The organism is Paraburkholderia lebeckiae, assembly GCF_050436225.1.
Classification (GTDB): domain Bacteria; phylum Pseudomonadota; class Gammaproteobacteria; order Burkholderiales; family Burkholderiaceae; genus Paraburkholderia; species Paraburkholderia tuberum.
Genome location: NZ_JBNDLU010000002.1, coordinates 949,214 through 972,596, shown reverse-complemented (window position 1 = coordinate 972,596; position 23,383 = coordinate 949,214). Strand labels below are relative to the sequence as shown.

Below are 23,383 nucleotides of genomic sequence, written 5' to 3'. Positions count from 1 at the left end.
GTTTTCTGTATCCGACGCGGTTTGTGGAACACAGTAGGCTCCTCGGCATTGGTCTGCAAAGCCTGTCGAATCTATCCACCGCCACGTCATGAAGAAGAACGAAACACAAGCCGAAGCCCGCATCGAGCCGTACAAGCACCCCGCCGCTGGCTGGGGCGCGCTGAAGTATGTCGCCATCAACCTGCTCAAGGAAAAGGTCGCGGGCGGCAACTACCGCACGCTGCTCAAGCAGAATCAGCCTGACGGCTTCGACTGCCCCGGCTGCGCGTGGCCGGATCGCGAGCACGCGTCGACATTCGAGTTCTGCGAAAACGGCGTGAAGGCCGTGGCCGCCGAGGCGACCGGAAAGCGCGTGACGCCCGCGTTCTTCGAGCGGCACAGCGTCACGGAGCTGATGACGCAATCCGACTTCGAACTCGAGCAGCACGGCCGCCTGACCGATCCGCTTGTCTACGACGCCGCGCGCGACCGCTATATGCCGATCGGCTGGGACGATGCGTTCGCGCTGATCGCGAGCCATCTGAAGCGTCTCGACGATCCTGACCGCGCCGCGTTCTATACCTCGGGCCGCGCGAGCAACGAAGCCGCGTTCCTGTACCAGCTGTTCGTGCGCATGTACGGCACCAACAATTTTCCCGATTGCTCGAACATGTGCCACGAGGCGACGAGCCGTGGCCTGCCGCACACGGTCGGCATCGGCAAGGGCACGGTCACGCTCGATGACTTCGAACACGCGGATACGCTGCTGATCTTCGGCCAGAATCCGGCCACCAACCATCCGCGCATGCTCGGCGAGCTGCGCGAATGCGCGAAGCGCGGCGCCACGATCGTGTCGATCAATCCGCTGAAGGAGCGCGGCCTCGAACGCTTCGCGAGCCCGCAGCATCCGGTCGAAATGCTGACGATGGGCAGCACGAAAATCAGCTCGGTGTTCATCCGTCCGAAGGTCGGCGGCGATTTCGCGCTGATCAAGGGCGTCGCCAAACGCGTGCTCGAACTGGATGACGAAGCGCTCGTGTCGGGCTTCGAGCGCGTGCTCGACGTCGGCTTCATCGCGCAGCACACAGTCGGCTTCGCTGCCTTCGCCGACGATCTGCGCGCCGAGCGCTGGGACACGATCGTCGCCGAGGCAGGCGTGCCGCTCGATGAGGTGCTGAAGCTCGCCGATATCTACGTGAAGGGCCGCGCGGTGATTTCGACCTGGGGCATGGGTCTCACGCAGCACAAGAACTCGGTCGCGACGGTACAGCTGCTGTCGAATCTGATGATGATGCGCGGCAATATCGGCCGGCGCGGCGCTGGGTTGTGCCCGGTGCGCGGCCACTCGAACGTGCAGGGCGACCGCACGGTCGGTATCGAGGAAAAGCCTACTGAAGCGTTTCTCGACAAGCTCGGCGCAGCCTACGACTTCGCGCCGCCGCGCGAGCACGGACTCGACGTCGTCAACACGATTCAGGCGATGCTCGACGGCAAGGTGAAGGTGTTCATCGGGCTGGGCGGCAATTTCTCGATCGCGACGCCGGACACGCCGCGCACGTGGGACGCGATGCGCGCATGCGATCTGACCGTGCACGTGACGACGAAGCTCAATCGCAGCCATCTCGTGCATGGCCGCGACGCGCTGATCCTGCCGACGCTCGGACGCACCGAGATCGATCTACAGAACGGCGTGGCGCAAGGCGTTAGCGTCGAGGATTCGATGAGCATGGTGCACATCTCGTATGGGATGAACAAGCCGGCGTCGGACAATCTGCTTTCCGAAGTGGCGATCGTCGCGCGCATGGCGCATGCGACTTTGGGCAGCGGCAAGCTGGACTGGCTCGCCCATGCGGCCGACTACGCGCTGATTCGCGACGGCATCGCGAAGGTGATCGACGGTTTCGACGACTACAACGAGCGTCTGAAGAAGCCGGGCGGCTTCCATCTCGGCGTCGCATCGCGCGATCGCATCTGGAAAACGCCGAGCGGCAAGGCGCAGTTCATCGCGCACGCGATCGCGCTCGACACGCCGATTCATCAGGCGAAGAAGCAACATGGCGAACGCCTGATGACGCTGATGACCACCCGCTCACATGATCAGTACAACACGACGATTTACGGTCTCGACGATCGCTATCGCGGTGTGTACGGACAGCGGCGCGTGCTGTTCGCCAACAAGGACGATCTCGCGATGCTCGGGTTCGCGGCTGGTCAGCGCGTCGATATTACGAGCGTGTGGGCCGATGGCATCGAGCGACGCGTGGACGGTTTTCTGCTCGTCGAGTACGACATTCCGCGCGGCTGTCTCGGCGCTTATTATCCGGAGACGAATCCGCTGGTGCCGCTCTCCTCGGTCGCGGATGGCGCGGGTACGCCGACGTCGAAGTCGATTCCGGTGTTGTTGACCGCGTCGATGGTGGAGGACGCCGCGGAACTGGCGGCTTGAAGTCAGCTCCGTTTGTCGCGCCGGCCGCGCGGCGTACCTCACACGGTCTTTTTCGCCAGATCGCGATGCGTCAGATACAGACGTAGATCGAATTCGATCTGGTGATAACCCGGCTGCATGAACTCGCACAGACGATAGAACGCTTTGTTGTGATCGCTCTCCTTCAGATGAGCGAGTTCGTGCACCACGATCATCTTCAGAAACTCCGGCGCCGCGGCCTTGAATAACGACGCGATGCGGATTTCCTTCTTCGCTTTCAGCTTGCTGCCCTGCACCCTCGAAATGCTCGTGTGCAGGCCGAGCGCGTGACGCATCACGTCGAGTTTGCTGTCGTAAGTGACCTTGTCGATCTGATCCGCGCTGCGCAGGTATTCGCGTTTGAGTTCCGCGCAGTACTCGTAGAGGGCGCGGTCGGTTTGCACCTCGTGCGTGCTCGGGTACTTCTGCGCGACGTAGGAGCCGAGGTGATCGGCGGCGATCAGGTTTCTCACCTTGTCTTGCAGAGGTGCGGGGTAGCCGGTGAGGTATTTGAGGAGGGACATGAAGGCGGAGTGAGGTTGGCGGGGGTGATGTTACGCATGGTCCGGCGTGGCGACAAGTTTGATTCTTTCCGGACGACTTAAGGCGCGTAGGCGTCACCGTGCATGCTTGACGTCGAGCGGCGCAGTTCCGCAAGATCTGAGTCTTTGAGCGAGCACATTTCGAATTGCTGAATTTCGTCGTTGTATGAGATGACGAATGATTGTGGGGCGACCATGCTTAGTATCATCGGCACTGGTTACTCCATACGTATCCGTGGCCTATGCCCGAAAGCCTGGCGCTTGCCTGGCTTTCCATCGCGAACGGGTTTGGTCTGCATGATCCTGGCGATATTTATATCCCCGTAATGATAGTTACCGAACTGATCGTTACAGTTCTTGCCTATATGGGATCGTGAGACTATGGCGCAAATATCGGAGGAGAAGTAAGCGCATAGATTGATGGCGCGACGTAGGCTACGCATGTCGTGCCCGAACTTGATGTGTTCGCGCTTCCATCGTGGCGCGGATGCCTGATCCAGGGAATCGGCTCGCTCGCACGCGGGCCGCTCATTTATGTGGAACCGTCCACGCCCGTAATCCAATCAGGGCGCCGGCTTTGTGCTCACACTCGAGGCGGCGCAATCGCGCCGGCTGAATCCTTGTGAACTCTAGTGGTGCCGGGACCGGCAGGCTACAACCATTGAGCAATTCATCGCGGTAGTCGATTCCTACATCCGCTGGTATAACGAAAAGCGGATCAAAATCTCACCGGGCTCCCTCAGTCCCCGCGAATACCGGGCGCCTCAGACTTGCAGCATAAGCGAGTCCAAGATTTCTGCCGCACCGATAGCCGCACGAGCGGTAACTTTTCGACAGGCTGTTGAACGTGATGGTTAGCACGTCTTCCGACAGCGCGGCCATTGCCGTGTGCTTCTTGCTGTCGTAGACGATCTTGTCGTAGACCTCATCGGCAAAGATCACAAGACCGTGCTGGCGCGCGATCTCGATCAGGCCGAGCAGCAGTTCGTCCGAATACCGCGCGCCGGTCGGATTGTTCGGGTTGGTGACGACGAGCGCACGCGTGTTCGGCGTGATTTTCTCGCGGATGTCATCGAGGTCGGGCATCCAGCTATTCGACTCGTCGCAGATGTAGTGCACTGGCGTGCCGCCCGCGAGGCTCACGCCGGCCGTCCACAGCGGATAGTCGGGCGCCGGTAGCAGCAGTTCGTCGCCATCGTTCAGTAGCCCCTGCATCGCCATCACGATCAGTTCGGACGCGCCGTTGCCGATGTAGATGTCGTCCAGCTCGACCCCACGCACGCCTTTTTGCAGGGCGTAGTGCATGATCGCCTTGCGCGCGGCGAATACGCCCTTCGAGTCTGAGTAGCCGGACGAGTCCGGCAAGTTCAGGATCATGTCCTGGATGATCTCGTCCGGGGCATCAAAGCCAAACGGCACGAGATTGCCGATGTTCAGCTTGATGATGCGGTGGCCTTCTTCTTCGAGACGCTTTGCATGCTCGAGGACAGGCCCGCGGATGTCATAGCAGACGTTCATCAGCTTGGCGGATTTAAGAATCTGTTTTCACGGCAGCCACCTCATCGTGGACAAATAGTTGAGCAAGTCAGCAACGTGCAGCATAGAGGCACAAACGACAGCGCCTTACCCATGCTCGTATAGGGAATCGTCATAGCGCCGTCGCAGTTATGACCATGGTTGCACCCTTCGCTATGTCATTGATCCGGTCTTGAGCACCGGCAATACGTTGATCTGCGTACTCGTAGTCATTGGATTCGCCTCTTGCTCGTTCAACCGGCCGCAATCATGCGTACCGTAGCGCCACGATCAACAACGACGCGCGAATCATTCCAAGCGTCGCAGCGTCTCGTGCCGGGTCAGGCGCGCTCCAGCGCAGCGAGCTTCTTCTGACCACGGCATGCAGACCCGGAAAGACGCGGGCTTCCAACCGGGAATCTTCCGGTTTCCTCCATGCTCACCCGTGCATGGCATTACCGGAAGTCACCAGATCCAACGAGATAATCACCGCTCCCGGAACGCTTCACGAGCCTTGAAAATCGGCTTCAGAATGTAGTCAAGAATGGTTTTCTCACCGGTACGGATGTCGACCGTCGCGACCATCCCGGGCAGAATCGGTAAGCTCTTTCCGCCTGCATGCAACTCACTGGAGTCTGTCAGCACAAGCACGCGGTAATACGTCGCATCGGGCCGACCCGCGGCGGCCTTCTGGTCGTCCTTGAGCGTGTCGGGGCTGATGTGCTGAACCGTGCCTTTCAAGCCTCCATAAATTCCGTAGTCGTAAGCCGTAATCTTCACGGTGGACGGTTGATTAGGATGCAGGAATGCGACGTCCGAAGGCTTGATGCGTGCCTCGACGAGCAATTGATCTTCCAGCGGGACAATTTCCATGATGTGCTCGCCCGGCTGGATGACCCCGCCAATCGTATTGAAGCGTATATTCTTCACCGTGCCGTACACCGGTGCAATCACAGTCGTACGCTGTAGAACATCCGCACGACCCACTACGGTTTCGCTGGTTTGCGCCAGTTCCAGTTCCAGCTTCGTGAGTTCCGAGTTTGCGTCGGCCTGAAATCTGTTGCGACGCTCCACGATCTGTGAGCGCAGCTCGTTTGCCTGCCGGCGCATGCGGAGCAGTTCGACTTCAGAAACAAGACCTTTGGCTGCCAGCGGCTCGGCCAGGCCAATTTCCTTGTTCGACAGCGAGTAGCTCTTTTCCAACGCGGCCACGCTATCGTTCAGTGCACGACGTCGCGCGTTGTAAGCAAGCGTCTCCTGCTTCACGACCGTAGGCACGGCTTTCACGTCGTCAGGAAAGGTCAGCGGCTGCTCGTACGCCTCGGCACGCAAACGCGCAATCGTCGCCTTCAGTCCTACTGACTTGGACCACGCTTCGCGATAACTCGTCTCGGCTCGCGTCGGATCGATCTTTGCCAGCACTTGTCCCTTCTTGACAACGTCGCCTTCACGTACGTCCAGTTGTTCGAGAATGCCGCCCTCAAGACTCTGGATGACCTGTTCGCGGCTCTTCGAAATGATGGTCCCCTCGCCGTGCGTTATCTCCTCCACGCGCGCAAAGTACGCCCAGGTCAGCCCGCCGGCCAGGACCGTGAGAATGACGTAAAGCATGATCATTGAGCCCGGCGTCGACTGCGTCAGCAGCGATTCCCGGATGTCGCTCATGAAAGCAGCGTCGCCTTTGGCGAGCTTAGCCTTTTTCTTGCCTCGTTTGAAAATATTGAAGTTCATTGCGATTGCTCCTTGTTCGGTGCGACTGCCTGCGTACTACCCGCTTGCGCATCGGCTGCCGGTACCGTCCTTTTGGCGCTCATGATCCTGATCTTCGTGGCAACGGTCTGAGGCGCCACGGGCGTATTTGTTGCGGCCGCGACGCCGGGCGAGGTGTCCGGTCGCGCGTGCTTCGGCGTTCCATCCACCGCTGCCGGTTCGCTCTTGCCTGACAGCATCGCGAGGATCTTGTCCTTCGGACCATCGGCCACGACCTTGCCTTCTTCGACTACGACAATCCGGTCAACCAGGGCCAGCAAGGATGGGCGATGGGTCACCACAACGATCGCCTGCCCCGCAGTTGCACGCGCGAGATGTTCAAGGAAGAGCGCCTCGGTTTGGGCGTCCATTGCGCTCGTCGGCTCATCGAGCAACAGGAGCTCCGGCCGGGCAAGGAGGCTGCGGGCCAGCGACACCAGCTGACGCTGGCCACCGGAGATGCCCGCACCACCTTCTCCGATTGGGAGGTTGATACCCTGTGGGTGGCGGCTAGCGACATGATCAAGCCCTGTCAAACGTATCACGCGTAGAAACTCGTCGGCGCTCGCTTCAGGCCGTCCGATCATCACGTTTTCGCGCAGACTGCCGTGAAAAAGACGCGCGTCCTGGCCCACGTACCCCACAGCTTTGCGCCAGTCGGCGAGGTCAATCTGCTCAACGTCCAGACCGTCCGTGAACATCTGCCCTCCGACCGGCGAGTAAAGACGCGCCATCACACGCAGAAGGGTCGATTTACCGCTCCCAATACGGCCCAGGATAGCAACCCGCTCGCCGGACTGGATGCTCAAATTCACGTCCTTCAGAACCGGCGGATTCGGTTGCATCTCCTGTGTGGGATACGAAAAGCAGACGTCCTTCAGGGTGATTTGCCCCGAGAGCGAAGGCTTCGGCAGATATGTGCGCGATGAATCGCGATCGACAGGCATCGCCATCAAGCTATTCAACGAATGTAGCGCGGCCTTTGCCTGCTGGAAGCGCAAGGCGAGTCCCATCACCTGGCTCAGCGGCGCAGTAATCCGGCCAGCCAGCATCACCGTACCGATCAACGCGCCTTGCGTGAGCTCGCCTGCGTCGATCAGGTAGACGCCGAACACGATCAGCACCACGGTCTGCAACTGCTGCAACAAGGTAATGAAGCTCGTCGCCTTGCTGGAAATCTGACGCGACTTCATCGAAGAAGATGCCGCCATCGCGCTGAAAGACTCCCAGCGCTTTTGCATATGCCCTTCGCCACCCACCGCCTTGAGTGTTTCCAGACCTTCAACCGATTCGATCAGCACGCCCTGCTTGAGCGACGCTTCCTTGAGGTTCCCTTTCATGATCCGCGCGAGCGGCCATTGCACCAACAGACTCACACCGATGATCAACGGGATCATCAGCAACGGCACCCAGCCGAGCGAACCGCCGACCGCGAATACCACGCCTACAAAGACGAGCACGAATGGCAGATCGGAAATTGCAGAGAGCGTGGCAGAGGTTGCGAAGTCGCGCACCGACTCGAACTCGCGCAACTGGTTGGCGAATGACCCTGCCGACGACGGTTTGTGCTCCATGCGGATGGAGAGCGCCTGGCGGAACAAAAGCGTGCCCATGACCAGGTCGGCTTTCTTGCCGGCGACGTCGAGTAAATGGCTACGTACATGGCGCGAAATCGCTTCGAACAGCATCGCAATTCCAACCCCGATCGCGAGCGACCAGAGGGTGACGTAGGCCTGGTTCGGGACCACGCGATCATACACGTTCATCGTAAAAAAGACGCTGGCAAGGCCGAGCACATTGATCAGCAATGCACCGAGCGCAGCACTCGCGTAGTAGCGTCGATAACGCCATAGCGTGCCCAGCAACCAGTGGCCGGCCGGTTCGACGCTATCCCCTTCGCGCAGTTCGACTTTGGCCGTCGGCTTGACCAGAATGGCGTAGCCCGAATAGATTTCATCCATTTCCTCTTGGGTGTACTCCACGGGCTCGGAACCAATTTCCGGCACCATCACCTGATATAGAACGCGGCTTTTGGCTTCCTTGTCCGGATTCGCACGCCGACCCAGCAGCACGCAGCCACCCGTGCGGCGGTGCAGCAAGATGACCGGCAGCACGTGCTCCGGCAGCAGTTGCAGAAGACGCTGCACCAGGCCCGCCGTGAGGCCCGCGTTTGACAGGGAGTCGAGCGCCAGTGACGGCGAAAGCATGCCGCTCTTCGGCAGCCCCGCGGTGAGCGCCTGCGCCGTCTTGCCGCAACCGTAGCGCTCGCAGATCCACATCACGGAACCGAGGAGGCCATCCTCGTTGGTGAGGGGCGCGGCAGCCTGTACGTCAGGAAAATCGTTTCGAGTCATGATCGTAACCGGTTAGATTGAAGTATGTGGTGCGACACCTGAACCGCAATCCAGACTCAGAAAACAATGAAGCAAGCTCGTCGTTTAAAGGATCGATTCGGCTAATTCGGGTGACCTGATGAACGAAACACGAGATTTCGTACTGGCTCCAATTGTCCGGATATCGGTGACCCCGCGAAATCAGACAGCCGCGACAACATAGTGAGACTGGTACGAATTTTTAGTTCGCAGTCTTTCACAAGCACTTCCGCGCGCGATTGTCTGACCAGATAGGGCCGCCAGTATCAATGGTGGCCAACCCACTATTCGCCTGTTAATCTTGTCTCGTTGTAATGCAAGGCATTTGTGACTGGAGATAAAGGACGCCCCAAATGGAGAATGCCGCCATCCAGGTCATGTTTGCCGACGATCACCCTGCGATCGTTGCCGGACTGATTTACATGCTTGAAGAACACCGTACCATCACGACAGTGGGCACCTGCACAAACTCGACCGAGCTGATCGCGGAACTCGGCACGCAGCCATGCGATGTACTGGTGTGCGATTACTCCATGCCGGGCGGCAATTACGGTGACGGCATTACGCTGTTTTCATTTTTGCGGCGCCGATACCCGGCCATGCGCATTGTCGTGCTGACGATGATCGACAACCCAGGTATCATCCGCTCGCTGCTCAAGCTCGGCATTCAGTGCATTCTGAGCAAGGCCGACCCGATGGAACATCTGGTCGCCGCGATTCACGGCGCATATGCGGACGTACGTTATTTCTCTCCAACCATTTCAAAGATTGTCTGGCAACTCAACGTGGATACGCCTGCCTCCGGCAGTCGAGCGCTTACTGCACGCGAATCCGAAGTTGTCCGGCTCTTCGTGTCGGGACGGTCGGTCAACGAAATCGCAGCGCAACTCAAGCGCAGTAAACAAACCATCAGTTCGCAGAAAGCCAGCGCAATGCGCAAGCTAGGCGTGGGAAACGACATCGAGCTGATTAAGTGTTCGATTGACACGGCGCCTACCCTCGTACCGGAAGATGGTGCCCATGATGCGTCCGATCCGACGCAGCCACGCGACGGCAAACCCTGACGACGAGATGAGAGCGACGACGAGGGCCTTTAAGTGCATACGCGACCGAGGGTCGCATCGCAACAAAAAACACTAAAAGCGCAAAAGCGATGAGTTTGGACGCGTGTGATGCGAAGACTGATCCGGTCAGATCTCCGGCTGCGACCCATCGGTCGCGACACCAAGCCCAGCTTCGTATGCAAAGTGAAACAGGTCGGCGTCCCGTTCAATCCCGAGCTTTCGCATCGCGCTGGTCTTTTGGGCACTGATTGTCTGCTTAGTGCGATGTAGTCGGTCGGCGATTTCATTCACAGACAGACCTGACACGAACAGCCGGATGACTTCCGTTTCGCGCGTGCTCAGCGTTTGGGTGCGTTCGTTCCGACCAGGAGAGGAATCCGGAATAGCGTCTTTCAGGCTTCGCGAGGTAGAAAGAAAGTAGGTGGCGCCCGCATAGACAGCGTGAATCGCGGAGATCAAATGGCTCGTGTCATGAGCTTTACTTAACACCGAATGCACGCCACGCTTTGACATTTCACGCGTAATGGCAGGGTTTTCGATAGTCGTGAAGACTACGATCTTGAGCGCCGGGTAGGTTCGTCGCAAGAATGCCAGCAACGTCAAGCCGTCCCCGTACTCTCCACCGGGCATCGCGAAATCGGTAATGAGGACATCGCAAGGGGCGCTGTTCAGCACCTTGATGAGTTCGCCGGAGTCTCCTGCCGTGCCTGTAATTTCCAGCGTAGGTACAGCGGAAAGTTCGTGCTTGATACCGGAAAGGAGTGCCGGATGATCGTCGGCCAGCACGACACGGATTTTCATTTTGCTCATGCAAAGCTCCGCGGAAATGGGATGAACCGGGCCGCGACGGCAAGCTCAATGTACCCGAATCTGACTTATCCGAGAATATCCTCTGGAAAACTGGAAAGCAAAAAAAGTGGGGCAAATTCGACTGACTGGAGAATTTATGGCTTTCCCTCGTATGTGTCGGATTTCCGAGGGCTGGCCACCTGGAACCGAGAGCCGGGCCATTGTCGACGTTGTCAGGTAGCTGAGGTCGTCGCGAAGAGGGCCAGATGAAGAAATCAAAATCGCCGCTTCACGGTCACCGTTTGTCCGCTGGCGTCATCAGCACGGCGTGCGTTGGTATTTTCTCCTTCAGTTGAGCTTGCACGTCATCGAGGAGTTGCTCCTCGAGCGCAGCGTGGTCGTGACGTACCAGACGATCCGAGGCTGGTGCGACAGATTCCGTGCAGGCTTTGATACCGCTTGAAAGCGGCCCGACGGGGGTGTCCGGAATTTTGTGTAAACGGGTTGAGGTCTAACCCGGCACCAGCCGCTCTTCGAACTGGATCGTGAAGCGGTTCAGTGCAGCCTTCCAGCCGCGGATCGGCATCGTCCACTACTTGCTGATGTTGTTCAGGGCCAGGTAAAACAGCTTGGTGACGGCCTCATCGGTCGGGAACGAACTGCGGGTCTTGATCACCTTGCGCAGGCTCATGTTGATCGATTCTATGGCATTCGTAACCGGCATGATATGAACCGGTGCCCCAGCGCGTCCCCGCCGTGAAGTTTCAGGCGTATCGTACGACCATCCGGGACAGGGGCACCGGGGGAGCACTTCGGGTGGGCAGGCCGTTCGTACACGATGAGCCGCGAGCTCGTGTTAGTAGTTGGCCGCCCCTGCGACCCGCCCGGTTGCGCTGTGAGCGCGAATCCATAGTTGTCGTGCTGTCCCACCGGCTCCGTGTGTGTTTCCATGGGAGAACGGCTATGCGCATTGTTGGTCTGGACGTGTCGCGATCGGTCGCCGAGATCGCGTATCTGGAAGATGGCGTACTGCGTGCCGGCGGTCGTGCCGGACTACGCCGGGATGAACTCGAGAGATTTGCTGCTCGGCCTAGACCTGACGATCACGTTGTGCTCGAAGCGACTGGCAATACTGCGGCGATCGTCAACGTGCTTCGGGCACATGTCGGTCAGGTCATCGTTGCTAACCCTCTGCAGGTCAGGCTGATTGCCGAAGCACGGGTCAAGACCGACAAGATCGACGCGGCAATCCTGGCCCAGCTATACGCTAGCGGCTTTCTGCCTCAGGCGTGGATTCCTGATGAGACTACGCAGGCGATGCGACGGCAGGTGTCACGACGAGCGCAGATCGTACCGCAACGCACCCGCCTGAAGAACGAAGTGCATGCAGTGCTCGCCGCGCATCTGATTGAGCGCTGCCCCGCTACGGATCTGTTTGGCAGGAAGGGGCGCGCCTGGCTGGCCGATCAGCCTCTGCCGACCGATGAGCGATTGGGCGTCGAGCAACGGCTACGTGAGTTGGACCGTCTTGGTGACCTTAAGCAGAACATCTGGACACATTGCCTGGCTGGGCGAAGCACAGTATCAGCGATCTGCTCCAGCATGCTGGCAATATTGAGGATCGCCTGGTTGAATACGATCGCGCGATCGCTGAAATCGCGCGTGACGATGCGCGTAGCAAGAGGCTGATGCAGTTGCGCGGCATCGGCCCAACCACGGCCAGTGCGTTGCTCGCCAGTATCGGTGCTGGGCACGACTTCAGAAACGGCCGGCAGGTGGCAGCCTGGATCGGACTTACGCCGGGTCAACACAGCAGTGGCGGTAAGGCACGGCTGGGCAGCATTACGAAGGCAGGCGACGCCTATCTGCGCGGCCTGCTGGTCAATGGCGCCCGCGCCGTTATTGCCAGTCTCGGCGAGAAACAGGATTGCTTCAGCCGGTGGGTCCGAACTCTGGTCGAGCGCCGGGGCTACTGGCGGGCCGCCATCGCGATCGCCGCAAAGAACGCAAGATTGGCGCGGGCCTCGCTGAAATATGGCGATGACTTCAAGCTCGAACCAGTGGCAGACTGACTTTGATCCGAGCCTGTCGATCAACCGGCAACGAGACACGAGCGCAGACGTCATGAGCACATAGAAACGATTACTTTGCACTGCCAGCGGTGATGTGAAGCGGGTTGGACCCCGCGTGGGGCGTACCTGACTAACACGGCGGGGATATCCATTCCCGGCTAGAGAATGAGGCCTCTGCGCGCGTCTTTCATCAGGGTCCGGGCCATTGGCCCAACATGACCGGTTGTAGAACCGCAGTCCTTCACCTTCCCACATATACCCGCACGGCATTGCAGCATGCATCACGCGAACTTCGATTGAGCTTGTGCTCAACGGGGAGACCTTGTAGCGTTCTGGCTTTCGCTGTAATAGATCCGGCGCCTCTGTTTCATTTGCAACACCCCCGCCGCTCATGCGACGTTCATTGTGTTGCATCGACCGGTTGAATCCGCCGGTGTTTGCCGTCAATAACGGCTATCAAACCGTTTGTATTCGCCGCGCCGGGCCAGCGACGACAATGCCTATAGCCTTCCGGGAACATCAGAGTTCACCAAAGTTTTGCCCTGAAGTTGGGCAATGATTTCCCGCCGTCCTTTTGGAGAGGCTCGAAGCAGGAGGTTCATTGTTACTATAAATTCGCGCTCTTCATTCTTTTTGAGATTGACGAAAGCGAGTAGCGCCTGAACAGTTGCGGCCCCTTTGTTATTCGACATTTCGATTTCCTTTGATCTTCACACTACATCGCAAGTTGTAAAACTGCCGAAGAAGGGAAAGGCTTATATCGCCCTGAAAAAATCAAGCAGAACTCAAAAAAATAACAGCCAAACGTTGCTAACTGAAGTTGCAAAGGTTTCCCGAGAACGCACTGCGTATTGCCGATACAAGCTCGCCGACGTCAGCACTCTTTAGAATAAGGGAATGCACCCCAATCCGCGCGAGCGACCGTCGAAGATCAGGGTCGCCATTCATACTGAATACGATGATCTTCAAATCCGGAAAACACTTTCTCAAGAACGCCAGATAGGGAACTCCGACGCCGTATTCGCCTCCGGGCATCGCGTCGTCAGTGACGAGTACGTCGCAGGGCACGCGAGCAAGACGTTCAACAACCTGAATCGAGTCGCACGCAGTCGCTACCATTCTTAAATCAGTATGTCCGCTCAGTACCATTCTGACACCCGATAATACGACAGGGTGGGCATCAACCACAATAATATTGATTATTCCTTGCACTTTACTACCACGCGATCTATCGGAAAGACGGTTTTTTGCGCCATCTCGCCTGAGTCGCGACTCCAGGTGCACAATCCAAAACCCTGCATTGCCGTGAGTTTTATGAATTCAGATCGCACTCGGAATATTCATGCTGGAATAAAAGCACTTTCTATACAAATAGCATCAACCACCGCCTTTCATACATTCTATTTTTCTGAGTATCGACGGAAATGCGACGGGTGTTATTTTTCTTTTACACCAGTCGGACTCGTCATAAATTTGTTTTTGGTGTTGTTGCGGCGCATAGAAAGAGGCTAGAGTTGCTCCTGTAACTCAGGACGTGGACACCGTTAGGTTGATGGCGCAGCAGTTCGCCGGAACCCGCGAGCGAAGCTGCGCGTGCCACGGTCGATGTAGGCAGGGCCGTTGTCCGACAGCCGTTCGACGGCCGCACCCGCCTGGGTCGCTCCGAAGCGTCGCTCGACCGCAGCGAGCATCACATCACGCACGACGCGTCGTCATTATGTGCGCCAGTAGTCGCTGCCCAACGGGTGTCACCTACCGGCCATGGCAGTCCAGCGCGAAGGTCCCACGTAACGGCGAGCCATCGTCACAACGGAACTCGAAGCCTTCTGAGGATCAGCGGGCATTGCTCCGATCAACGGCGACGAGTCCATCATGCCAACGATGCTTCGCGCTCGCGTGAACTGGATAAGGCTCGACGCTCTTGCGTGTCAATGGCAGTACCAGGCCCGACATCAATCCTCAAACCTGACATGGCGATATGGCATCCTAACGTCTGCGCTCCAGTTCATATATATTCGTCAGATTCGTCGACTCCTCCTTTCAACAAAATCGCTCGAATTCTTTCCACTAAATAGTACCAGGCATTGGCTGACGATTATATACCCGTATTTGGGTATAACCTGACATTCGCGTCGATATCCTCTGCATGAATCGCGGAGGCCGAAAATCCGCTTTCATATGCAAACCTGAATAAATCAGCGTCACGTTCTATGCCCAGCTTGCGCATCGCCGCTCTTTTCTGTGCGCTCACTGTCTGCTTCGTCCGATTCAACTGAGCGGCTATTTCGTTAATCGTGACGCCGGACACGTACAGACGTACAACCTCGGCTTCCCGCCCCGAAAGATTGCGCGGGGGTATGGCTTGCGTTGGGCTGACTCTTTCGGGTTGCTCGCGTGAAGTCGGCGAAAAGTAGGTTGCACCCGCGTGAACTGCATGTATAGCGGTAATCAGATAGTCAACATCTTTCGATTTGTTCAGTACGGATTGGATACCAATTTTCCGCATCTTGGAAGCAATGGCGAAATTGTCGATCGTGGTGAAGACGATTATCTTAAGGTCGGGATATCGGCGCTTTAAGAACGAAAGCATGGCCATCCCGTCACCGTATTCTCCCCCAGGCATCGAGTAGTCTGTGATGAGAATGTCACATTCGACATTTGACAGCAAATTGACGATTTCCGTCGAATCCTGCGCCGTCCCAAGGACGCTGAGAGTATGGACTCTGGATAGTTCGTATTTGACGCCAGTGATTAATGCCGGGTGGTCGTCTGCAAGTATCAGCTTGATTTTCATTGCTCGCTCGATCGGTCAACTGCATTTATGAATCGAATTTTTGAATGCTTAATGTAACGGCGGCCATCGAGGGCGGGTATCTTACTAGCCTCATTCAACCAACAAAATTGTCTGACTAATCCGAAAAACCAACGGGATATTTCTTGAGATAGCGCATTGCCACCCGTATGATCCGACGACAGAGTGGTTCGTTTTCAACGAGCTTCGGGCGGCGAGAGCGTCAGTCAGATATTGCTGGGACGGTATGGAATTCACATACGAAACGGTGCGACGCTGGTCGGTGAAGACCCAAGGATGTCTTCGAGGCGCAAGAAGCTGCAACCGGAAACCCGATTCTTGATCGCTTTTTCTACTAGATTAGTATAACTAACGTCACTCACTTTCTCATTCACGTCATTCTGGCAATTTAGCAATTTGGCAATTCCTCAATTCCACATCGCTCGAAGATTCCAGGTCTTCTAAAACATCGTGGTTACCGTACAAGTTGGTCAAACGCCCGCACTGTGATTCTGAAAAGTATTGCAGGGGGAAAATAATGCCAGATCTTTCTCTCGCTCATTGAACTTGATGTGAGACGTTCTTGTCAGACCAATCCTCATCTTGCTTTCACCTGCATGACTATCGATTGGATCATGCCCTGATCGATACGCGCGATGAACTCGTTTCATTTTACATAGCCTGTGTTCAAAGGGTCCACCTTGCGACCAGGCTTTACCTGATCAGGGAGCTAGTGGCAATGCATCGTCCCAAGAGCATGCTTCTCGCCAATATCGTATGGGCGCGAGAAAGAGCCTGTCAGAAATTTAGTGTGTCGAGGTCATGAGACGATAACGGAAATAACGTCCTATGACCGACACAACAGTGATCAAGAAAAGCAAGAACCTGAAGGCGCCGAAGCTGTTCCCCGATGAGCTGATCGATCAACTGCTGGCGCAGGTGCAGAACAAGGATGCCGGGTCGATCCTCGGCGAATCGGGCCTGGCCGGGCAACTGAAGAAGCAACTGGCCGAGCGCATGCTGGCGGCCGAACTGACGCATCACCTGGAAACCGAGGGCGGGCAAGGCAAGAGCGGCAACCACCGTAACGGCACCAGTTCGAAGACGGTCATCACGCCCAATGGCGAGCTGCACCTCGATATTCCGCGTGACCGTCAGGCGACGTTCGAGCCGCAACTGATTGGCAAGTATCAACGTCGGCTGCCGGGATTCGACGACCACGTCATCAGCATGTACGCGCGCGGCATGAGCGTGCGCGAGATCCAGGGCCATTTGCTGGAGTTGTACGGGCTGCAAGTCTCGCCCGACCTGATTTCCACCGTCACCGATGAAGTGCTGGCTGAAGTTGAGCAATGGCAGCAACGCCCGCTCGAGGCGATGTACCCGATCGTGTATTTCGATGCCCTGAGGCTGAAGATTCGCGACGAAGGCACGCTCAGGAACAAGGCGGTGTATCTGGCGCTGGGCATCCGCGCCGACGGCCGCAAGGAAGTGCTGGGCTTGTGGATCGAGCAAACGGAAGGCGCCAAGTTCTGGCTGAAGGTCTTTAACGAACTGAAGAACCGCGGCTTGCATGACGTTCTGATCGCGGTCGTCGACGGCCTGCGCGGCTTTCCGGAGGCAATCGAGGCGGTCTATCCGGCCGCCCAGATCCAGACCTGCATCGTGCATTTGATCCGCAATTCGCTGAATCTGGCGAGTTGGAAGGACCGCAAGCCGCTGGCATCCGCGCTCAAACCGATCTATCAGGCCGCCACGGCTGAAGCCGCTGCGGCGGCGCTCGACGCCTTCGCGCAAAGCGAGTGGGGCCGCAAATTCCCCACCGTCGCGGCGATGTGGCAACGCCAATGGGAACAGGTGATCCCCTTCTTTGCCTATCCGCCCGAAGTGCGTCGAATCATCTATACGACCAACGCCATCGAGAGCATGCACATGCAGTTGCGCAAGATCGTCAAGAACCGCGGCCACTTCCCCAGCGACGAAGCCGCCAGCAAGCTGCTGTATCTGGCCTTGCGCAACATCGAAAAGGATTGGAGGATGCCCCCTATCACCTGGCGGCAGGCGGTCAATCAGTTCGCCATTCTGTTCGGCGAGCGATTCACCGCCGCCATGAGCTGAGATTTTTTAACCGACCTCAGCACACAAGATTTCTGACACCTCCCATGCGTCGCAGTTTACGAGTCTTCGATGTGGTTTACAACATCGACAGAGCAGCGGTGCGCCGCGGCTGTCGCCAGTCGATGCCCTCGAGCAACATCGACAGCTGGGCGCTCGTCAGATGGATCTTTCCGCCGTCGGCTTGAGGCCAAATAAACCGGCCTCGCTCCAATCGTTTTGCGAGCAGCCAGAGTCCGTCGTCGGTCGCCCAAAGCAGCTTCACGAGATCGCCGCGGCGACCTCGGAAGATGAATACATTGCCGCCCAGCGGATTCTCTTCGAGCGCTGTCTGCACTTTCGCGGCCAGCCCCGGGAACCCGGAGCGCATATCGGTCACGCCGGCCACGAGCCAAACGCGCGTACCTGCCGGCAGCGCGATCACTTCAGGCATTCCTGCAGGAACGCTTCAGCACGCTCGACAGACAGGCCGCGAATCCTCACGCGCCGTTTGCCGATCTCCACCTCGATTTCGCACACGGGTGTCGGCATCGGTACGCCGCTCGTCGCTTGCGACGACACTGCCGGCTCCGGCGATCGCAGTACCAAGGCCGAGTCGATCACGTCGACGCTCAGCAGATTCGTGCTGGGCACGCTCGGTGCAGCTTCGAGTGCAGGGACGAGAAGCTTGCCTTCACGATGTTGCTTGCGCCATCCGAACACCACATTGGCGTTGATGTCGTGCCGTCGCGCAACAATCGAGACCGACATGCCGGGCTCCAATGTCTCCCTGATCACCTGCTGCTTGAATTCTTGCGCATACGTGCGATGGGAATGCGCACGGCCCGCTGCGTTCGACATGGCTGACTGTCTCCATCAATCTGAACGCGACCATCATGCTTCGGCTAAATCAGCATGGGGGAACGGCCGTGCCAAGCCGCTTACCTTGCGAAGAGGCCCTCTACGACAGCGCCAGCCTGCGTCGCTTTGCCGGAATTGACCTGGGTTGTGAAGCCGTACCGGACGCGACGACGCTGCTCAAATTCTGGCGCCTGCTGGAGACGCACAAACTGGGCGGGCAATTGTTTGCCGAAGTCGGCCGGGTGCTGCAGGCCAGCGGCATGAAGCTCAAAAGCGGCACCATCATGGACGCGACGATCATCGGCGCGCCGAGTTCGACGAAGAATGAGCAGAAGGCGCGCGACCCCGAGATGCATCAGACCCGCAAGGGTCGCCAATGGTATTTCGGCGCCAAGCTGCACATCGGTGTGGACAGCCAAAGCGGTCTGGCGCACAGCGCGGTGCACACGCCGGCCAACGTGCATGACAAGCATCCACTGCCGCAATTGCTGCACGGGCAGGAGCGGCGCGTCTACGGCGACAGCGCCTATGCGAGCCAGAAGGAACTGATCCACAGCAAGGCCCCCAGGGCGCGCGACTTTACCAATCAGCGCACGCGCCGTGCGTGCGGCGAAGTCGACGAAGTGCAACGGGGCAAGAACCGCAACAAGTCGAAGATCCGCGCCCGGGTGGAACATGTCTTCGCGGTCGTGAAGCGACTGTGGGGATTTACGAAGGTGCGCTATCGCGGGTTGGCAAAGAACGCCAACCGGGCGTTCGTCGCGCTCGCACTGGCGAACGTCTACCTGTCGCGAAAGAAACTGATGGCACCGGTACGCCCATAGTGGGCGAAAGGCGGGCAAAGTGCCCGCCCAACAGGCCTGCGAGGGCCGAAAAGCAATGGCTTAAGCTCGGCCTCATGACTTGGCGACGTTCAAGTCGCTGACACGTCGCCGATTTAGTGGCTTGTTCAGCTTAGCCTTAAGTAGCCCGCGAAAAAGTTGACGACTTTCTTGAGATGTTGGCGGAGTGGACGGGACTCGAACCCGCGACCCCCGGCGTGACAGGCCGGTATTCTAACCAACTGAACTACCACTCCTTTTCGAAGTTAACCTTAGCATGTCTGCCCGCGTTTTTCCAGCAAGAACCTTGCTCAAAAAAGCAAGAATCCCGATTGCGTCGCTACATGGAAGATGATCCCGACAAATGTCAATATGACCAGTATTACTAATCGTGCCAACGACTAGCATGACCAGGGCCATCGCACGAACGGCCGTTAAGGAAGGTCTGCACAACCCGCTTTTGAAGCATTACCTTTCACATCAAGCGCAGCCTCGGCCTTCAGATCTTTGTTGGTGAGTTGATTGCCATGGTTTTTCCGCGCGCATGCTCAACGAGTTCTATCGCATCGCCTTCCGCAGGACGATCTACGACTCGATCGCCGCCCTGCAGAATGATCTCGACGTATGGCTTGACCAGTACAACAATGAGCGCGAACATCAGGGACGATGGTGCTATGGCAAGACACCCATGCGAACCTTCCTCGATTCGCTCGGGCTCGCCAGGGAGAAACTGATCCCTCACTAAATCGCCTTCTTCCTTTACTCGCCCGACTACCTGTCAGGTGCAGTCCAGACTAATACAAATCAGCGAGTCGCGTGCCGGGATCGCGAAGCTGGCAGTTCTTCGAGCCCAACAAACTTCAAACTTCAAGTGGATCAAGTCAGGATAGTGGCACTCAACTGGTTATCGAAAGCATCAATCATGTCCTGCGCCGCCCCGACACCCTCCTTCGATATCGCGACTTCCATTTGAGCGCACTGCTCTGCAAGCGTGCGGTATCCAAACACATTTAGCGCGCCCCGCAACGAATGCAACTCGGCGAGTATCCGGGCCGCGTCGCCGGCATCGTACGCGGCATGGATCGCCGCCAGCGCCTCTTCGCACGATTTCAGGAATGTAGCCCGCACGTGGGCTGGCATTGCACGGCCGCCCAGCATCCCATCACGTTTCCTTTCCTGTTCCTGTTCCTGTTCCTCCGCCTGCACCGCCACACCCGGCATGCCGGTCACCTCCGACAGCGTTGCCGACAGCTCGTCCAGCTGCAGCGGCTTGGCCACGACCCGCATTACCCCGGCTGCCTCGCAACGCACTCGCTCCTCCTGCGTCACGCTCGCCGTCGCCACCACGATCGGCATTTCTGGCCAGCGTGCCTGTGCCTCTCGCACGAGCCCATAACCGTCCAGCACCGGCATCGCCAGATCGGTCACCAGCACATCGAAGCGCTCCCGCGAGAGACGTTCCAGCGCCTGCAGCCCGTCTTCCGCCACCTGCGGCTCACAGCCGAGCATCTTCAACTGCTCGCTGAACAGTTCCCGGTTCACCGCGTTGTCTTCCGCCACCAGCACCTTCAGGGGGCGCGACAATACCCGCTGTGTCTCTTTGCCCGCCTCCAGCGGCATGCCCTGCAAGGTATGGCGTAGCGCCGCCGCCAGCCCTTTCAGACCATAGTTTGAGACCTTCACCGCCCGTCCCGTCGCTACGGGATACGCCGGTCCTTCCGCGCTGCAGTCAATCATCCAGGACGACGCTTCCAGCAGACGACGGACGTCGTCCGCATGCCAGGTGTCGTGCTCGCCGCAGACAATCAGGGTATCCGCCTCCTCCAGCGTCTCCAGATCGAGTTGCGCAGGATGACGATACGCCTGAACCTTCAGCCCCCAGGCCTCCAGTGCCGGCACCGCATACGCGTGCCAGGTGTCCGCCGCCGCGACGAACAGCACCTGCTCGCCCTCAAAGTGCGGCATATCCAGCCCAAGCTCGCCGTGACAGTCGCCCAGCGGCACCCGCACCGTAAAGAGGCTACCCTCGCCGGGCACGCTGTGCACTGCGATCGTCCCTCCCATCGCATCCGTCAGCCGCGCGCATAATGCCAGTCCCAGACCGGTGCCACCGAAGCGACGGTTGATCGTCGTATCCGCCTGGCTGAACGCGCGGAACAGCATCGCCTGCTGCTCTGGCGATATCCCGATCCCGCTGTCTTCAACTTCGATCACAAGCTCTGGCTGATTATCACTGCCCGCTTCCGCCGACAGTCTCAATGTCACCTCTCCGTGCCCGGAAAACTTGATGGCGTTCGACAGCAAATTGTTCATCACCTGGCCAAGCCTCGTCGGATCGCCCTGCATCGGTTGAGTGGTCGATGTGCCAAATTCGCCCGACAACCTCACGCCCTTCGCCCGCGCCACCGGCCCGAACATCGTCAGAGCCCGCGAGGCCACCTCCTGCGCGTCGAACACGATCCGCTCGAGCGTCATCTCACCGGCCTCGATCTTCGAGAAATCGAGCACGTCGCTCACGATTGCAAGAAGTCCGTCCGATGAACCCCGAATCGTTTTCAGCCGGTCACGCTGCAGCGCATCGAGCTGCGAGTGCGACAGCAGCTCGAGATTCCCCAGGATCGCGTTGAGCGGTGTGCGGATCTCATGGCTCATCGCCGCCAGGAAAGCGGATTTCGCGGCATTGGCCGAGTCCGCCGCCTGCTTTGCTTCCCGCAGTTGCCGATTGAGGCGCTTTTCCACCGTCACGTCCGTGAACGCCGTCACCAGCACGTCCTCGCCCTGGTAGCGCGCCGGCACGACACTCACCGAGAGATCCATCGTCCCACCCTCGCGTGTCGGCAGCGACCACGCCTCGTGCGCCATGCTGTTTGTACCGGTTACACCGCTTACATCTGCGCGTTGCCGGTGACGGTGAACCAGTTCTGCCGAAAGTGTCCGTGCCGCCGGCAGGACCACCCGCGCCGCGGCCTCGATCATCGTCGGACTGCGCAACAACGGCTTACCGCTCTCGACGGCAATCAGCCCGAGCCCTACCGGTGCCGTCTCGATCAGCGCGCGGCTCAGGTGCTCGCTCTCGAACACGCGTCGAGAGCGCTCAAGAACAGGCAGGAACACGCGCCGGTTGAACAGTAGAATCAGCGACCACACCACGAGGAGGATCACTCCAGTCGTCGCGGCCGACGTTCCAATCTGACCAGTCAGTGCCCGGGCAATCGAGCGCCACGACTGCGCAAACACGAGCGTTGCGCCAGTCTCGCCGATTGGCCAGCCAAACAGCATGTGGCCGTCACGAAAGATCCTGCCTGTCGGCTCGACAATTCCTGCGACACCTAAAGCACGGGCGGTATCCGACGCCTTCGGGTCGACCGGTTGACGCGAAAATGAAGAGATAACCTGTCCATTGCGCGCGAACAGCATAAGAGAGCCGTCAAGCCCACTCTCCCCTAGAGCGGCAGTGATAATGGTGACCGGTAACTCGTAAACAGCGACGGCGAACGGCTTCCGCTCCTTGTCAAACAGGGTCGCTGCAACTCGAACTGATCGCCTGCCGCTTAACGGACTATCGTAGGGAGGGAGCCACCGAAATGCACGCCCACCGGTGCGGGGATCGAGCAAGGGCACGTCTCGCGGAACAAGGAGATTGCCGCCAGGTCCCGCGAGTGCAGAAAAAAAAGCAGCACGATCGGCAAGCAACGTCGCCATCCGGGCATCGTCAGGCGATGGTACCAGGATGAGCAGTGGACGGTCAGGTCTGTACAACCAGAATGTCAACAGGCCTCCGTTTCTTTCGGAAGCTGCCGTCGCCGCCTGACTTATCTGTTTAGCAAGCCGAATGTACCGGGTTGCCAGCAAATCGGGAGGCGTTGAAGACGAGGCACCCACCACGAGCACCGGCAGATGATCTGGGGCCTGCTGAAGACGAAGCATCTGGCCATTGCCTGTGAACTGTTCGATAAGGCGTGGCTCGGCCCGTTCGCCGGCCCTCCAGGCGACCTCGATGAGCCGGACGCCGTTTTGCATAAGCACGACGTTGCGCGAGTTAAGGTCGGTGAGCCGGTTCACGCCGGACATCAGTTCTTGATGCTCGAGCGCAACATAGGTACGTACAGTGGCCACCGTGTTCAGGACGAACGCAACCAGCACCACCGCCGTTACCACTGCCCCGCCGCCGAACATCAACAAATGCTGATAGCGGCGAAAGCGGTCCAACACATTACGTTGTGCGTATGGAGTCATAGGTGCCAGCGGAGTTGACGCTTTCGCCGGGTGC

13 protein-coding genes, 1 tRNA gene and 8 pseudogenes are annotated in these 23,383 nt (G+C 58.4%); 8 read left to right on the top strand and 14 right to left on the bottom strand.

Annotated features, from left to right (window positions below):
- Positions 1-88 precede the first annotated feature (88 nt).
- Positions 89-2,425, top strand: a complete 2,337-nt coding sequence (locus tag OKW45_RS19225) for an FdhF/YdeP family oxidoreductase (protein ID WP_429470507.1) — start codon at positions 89-91, stop codon at positions 2,423-2,425.
- A 38-nt stretch (positions 2,426-2,463) separates the two neighbouring features.
- On the opposite strand, the gene OKW45_RS19220 is transcribed toward OKW45_RS19225, so the two are convergent.
- Positions 2,464-2,967 (bottom strand): M48 metallopeptidase family protein, encoded by a 504-nt coding sequence (locus tag OKW45_RS19220; RefSeq protein WP_429470505.1) that lies wholly within the window; start codon positions 2,965-2,967, stop codon positions 2,464-2,466.
- A 657-nt stretch (positions 2,968-3,624) separates the two neighbouring features.
- On the opposite strand from OKW45_RS19220, the pseudogene OKW45_RS19215 reads away from it, so the two are divergent.
- Positions 3,625-3,744 (top strand): annotated as a pseudogene (locus tag OKW45_RS19215) (IS3 family transposase); the annotation flags it as partial.
- Here the strand turns inward: OKW45_RS19215 and OKW45_RS19210 are convergent.
- The 3 genes and pseudogenes from OKW45_RS19210 to OKW45_RS19200 all read right to left on the bottom strand — a co-directional run.
- Positions 3,721-4,503: pseudogene (locus OKW45_RS19210) on the bottom strand (aminotransferase class I/II-fold pyridoxal phosphate-dependent enzyme); the annotation flags it as partial. The pseudogenes OKW45_RS19215 and OKW45_RS19210 overlap by 24 nt on opposite strands.
- 483 nt (positions 4,504-4,986) lie before the next feature.
- On the bottom strand, positions 4,987-6,231 hold the full coding sequence (locus tag OKW45_RS19205; RefSeq protein ID WP_018417460.1) for an HlyD family type I secretion periplasmic adaptor subunit: 1,245 nt from the start codon (positions 6,229-6,231) through the stop codon (positions 4,987-4,989).
- Entirely contained in the window at positions 6,228-8,603 is a 2,376-nt protein-coding gene (locus OKW45_RS19200) for a type I secretion system permease/ATPase (protein WP_429470503.1), read from the bottom strand. The genes OKW45_RS19205 and OKW45_RS19200 overlap by 4 nt, the downstream gene beginning before the upstream one ends.
- A 371-nt stretch (positions 8,604-8,974) precedes the next feature.
- Between OKW45_RS19200 and OKW45_RS19195 the strand changes: the two genes are divergently transcribed.
- Positions 8,975-9,685, top strand: coding sequence for a response regulator (locus tag OKW45_RS19195; protein WP_429470501.1), 711 nt, complete (start codon positions 8,975-8,977; stop codon positions 9,683-9,685).
- A gap of 126 nt (positions 9,686-9,811) precedes the next feature.
- On the opposite strand, the gene OKW45_RS19190 is transcribed toward OKW45_RS19195, so the two are convergent.
- Positions 9,812-10,495: a response regulator gene (locus OKW45_RS19190; RefSeq protein WP_429470499.1), complete on the bottom strand. Its 684-nt coding sequence runs from the start codon at positions 10,493-10,495 to the stop codon at positions 9,812-9,814.
- Between the two features lie 245 nt (positions 10,496-10,740).
- On the opposite strand from OKW45_RS19190, the pseudogene OKW45_RS19185 reads away from it, so the two are divergent.
- Positions 10,741-10,925: pseudogene (locus OKW45_RS19185) on the top strand (IS6 family transposase); the annotation flags it as partial.
- 60 nt (positions 10,926-10,985) lie between these two features.
- Here OKW45_RS19185 and OKW45_RS19180 read toward each other — a convergent pair.
- Positions 10,986-11,201: pseudogene (locus tag OKW45_RS19180) on the bottom strand (transposase); the annotation flags it as partial.
- A gap of 236 nt (positions 11,202-11,437) precedes the next feature.
- Between OKW45_RS19180 and OKW45_RS19175 the strand changes: the two are divergent.
- A pseudogene (locus OKW45_RS19175) lies at positions 11,438-12,546 on the top strand (IS110 family RNA-guided transposase).
- 500 nt (positions 12,547-13,046) lie between these two features.
- Here the strand turns inward: OKW45_RS19175 and OKW45_RS19170 are convergent.
- From OKW45_RS19170 to OKW45_RS19155, 4 genes and pseudogenes are all read right to left on the bottom strand, one after another.
- Positions 13,047-13,238: a hypothetical protein gene (locus tag OKW45_RS19170; protein ID WP_162633869.1), complete on the bottom strand. Its 192-nt coding sequence runs from the start codon at positions 13,236-13,238 to the stop codon at positions 13,047-13,049.
- A 118-nt stretch (positions 13,239-13,356) separates the two neighbouring features.
- Positions 13,357-13,734 (bottom strand): response regulator, encoded by a 378-nt coding sequence (locus OKW45_RS19165; protein ID WP_429473317.1) that lies wholly within the window; start codon positions 13,732-13,734, stop codon positions 13,357-13,359.
- 389 nt (positions 13,735-14,123) lie between these two features.
- Positions 14,124-14,427: pseudogene (locus tag OKW45_RS19160) on the bottom strand (transposase family protein); the annotation flags it as partial.
- Positions 14,428-14,641: 214 nt separating this feature from the next.
- Entirely contained in the window at positions 14,642-15,340 is a 699-nt protein-coding gene (locus tag OKW45_RS19155; protein ID WP_429470497.1) for a response regulator, read from the bottom strand.
- An 846-nt stretch (positions 15,341-16,186) separates the two neighbouring features.
- Between OKW45_RS19155 and OKW45_RS19150 the strand changes: the two genes are divergently transcribed.
- Positions 16,187-17,455: an IS256 family transposase gene (locus OKW45_RS19150; RefSeq protein WP_429470495.1), complete on the top strand. Its 1,269-nt coding sequence runs from the start codon at positions 16,187-16,189 to the stop codon at positions 17,453-17,455.
- Positions 17,456-17,531: 76 nt separating this feature from the next.
- Here OKW45_RS19150 and tnpB read toward each other — a convergent pair whose 3' ends face one another.
- Together tnpB and tnpA are read right to left on the bottom strand one after the other, a co-directional pair.
- Positions 17,532-17,876, bottom strand: a complete 345-nt coding sequence (gene tnpB / locus OKW45_RS19145; protein ID WP_121311486.1) for an IS66 family insertion sequence element accessory protein TnpB — start codon at positions 17,874-17,876, stop codon at positions 17,532-17,534.
- Entirely contained in the window at positions 17,873-18,292 is a 420-nt protein-coding gene (gene tnpA, locus OKW45_RS19140; protein ID WP_121311487.1) for an IS66-like element accessory protein TnpA, read from the bottom strand. The genes tnpB and tnpA overlap by 4 nt, the downstream gene beginning before the upstream one ends.
- 80 nt (positions 18,293-18,372) lie before the next feature.
- Between tnpA and OKW45_RS19135 the strand changes: the two are divergent.
- A pseudogene (locus tag OKW45_RS19135) lies at positions 18,373-19,116 on the top strand (IS5 family transposase); the annotation flags it as partial.
- A 177-nt stretch (positions 19,117-19,293) separates the two neighbouring features.
- On the opposite strand, the gene OKW45_RS19130 reads toward OKW45_RS19135, so the two are convergent.
- Positions 19,294-19,370 (bottom strand) — tRNA-Asp (locus OKW45_RS19130).
- Between the two features lie 275 nt (positions 19,371-19,645).
- Here OKW45_RS19130 and OKW45_RS19125 point away from each other — a divergent pair.
- Positions 19,646-19,858 (top strand): annotated as a pseudogene (locus OKW45_RS19125) (IS481 family transposase); the annotation flags it as partial.
- A 131-nt stretch (positions 19,859-19,989) separates the two neighbouring features.
- Here OKW45_RS19125 and OKW45_RS19120 read toward each other — a convergent pair.
- The gene (locus OKW45_RS19120; protein ID WP_429470492.1) at positions 19,990-23,322 is read right to left on the bottom strand and encodes an ATP-binding protein; all 3,333 of its coding nucleotides are present in this window, start codon (positions 23,320-23,322) and stop codon (positions 19,990-19,992) included.
- Positions 23,323-23,383 lie beyond the last annotated feature (61 nt).

What these genes read in the sequence shown, in the direction of transcription:
- OKW45_RS19200 (WP_429470503.1), bottom strand. Translation starts at nt 8,603, where the DNA reads ATGACTCGAAACGATTTTCCTGACGTACAGGCTGCCGCGCCCCTCACC.
- OKW45_RS19205 (WP_018417460.1), bottom strand. Translation starts at nt 6,231, where the DNA reads ATGAACTTCAATATTTTCAAACGAGGCAAGAAAAAGGCTAAGCTCGCC.
- tnpA (WP_121311487.1), bottom strand. Translation starts at nt 18,292, where the DNA reads ATGTCGAACGCAGCGGGCCGTGCGCATTCCCATCGCACGTATGCGCAA.
- OKW45_RS19225 (WP_429470507.1), top strand. Translation starts at nt 89, where the DNA reads ATGAAGAAGAACGAAACACAAGCCGAAGCCCGCATCGAGCCGTACAAG.
- OKW45_RS19155 (WP_429470497.1), bottom strand. Translation starts at nt 15,340, where the DNA reads ATGAAAATCAAGCTGATACTTGCAGACGACCACCCGGCATTAATCACT.
- OKW45_RS19195 (WP_429470501.1), top strand. Translation starts at nt 8,975, where the DNA reads ATGGAGAATGCCGCCATCCAGGTCATGTTTGCCGACGATCACCCTGCG.
- OKW45_RS19190 (WP_429470499.1), bottom strand. Translation starts at nt 10,495, where the DNA reads ATGAGCAAAATGAAAATCCGTGTCGTGCTGGCCGACGATCATCCGGCA.
- OKW45_RS19170 (WP_162633869.1), bottom strand. Translation starts at nt 13,238, where the DNA reads ATGTCGAATAACAAAGGGGCCGCAACTGTTCAGGCGCTACTCGCTTTC.
- OKW45_RS19150 (WP_429470495.1), top strand. Translation starts at nt 16,187, where the DNA reads ATGACCGACACAACAGTGATCAAGAAAAGCAAGAACCTGAAGGCGCCG.
- OKW45_RS19220 (WP_429470505.1), bottom strand. Translation starts at nt 2,967, where the DNA reads ATGTCCCTCCTCAAATACCTCACCGGCTACCCCGCACCTCTGCAAGAC.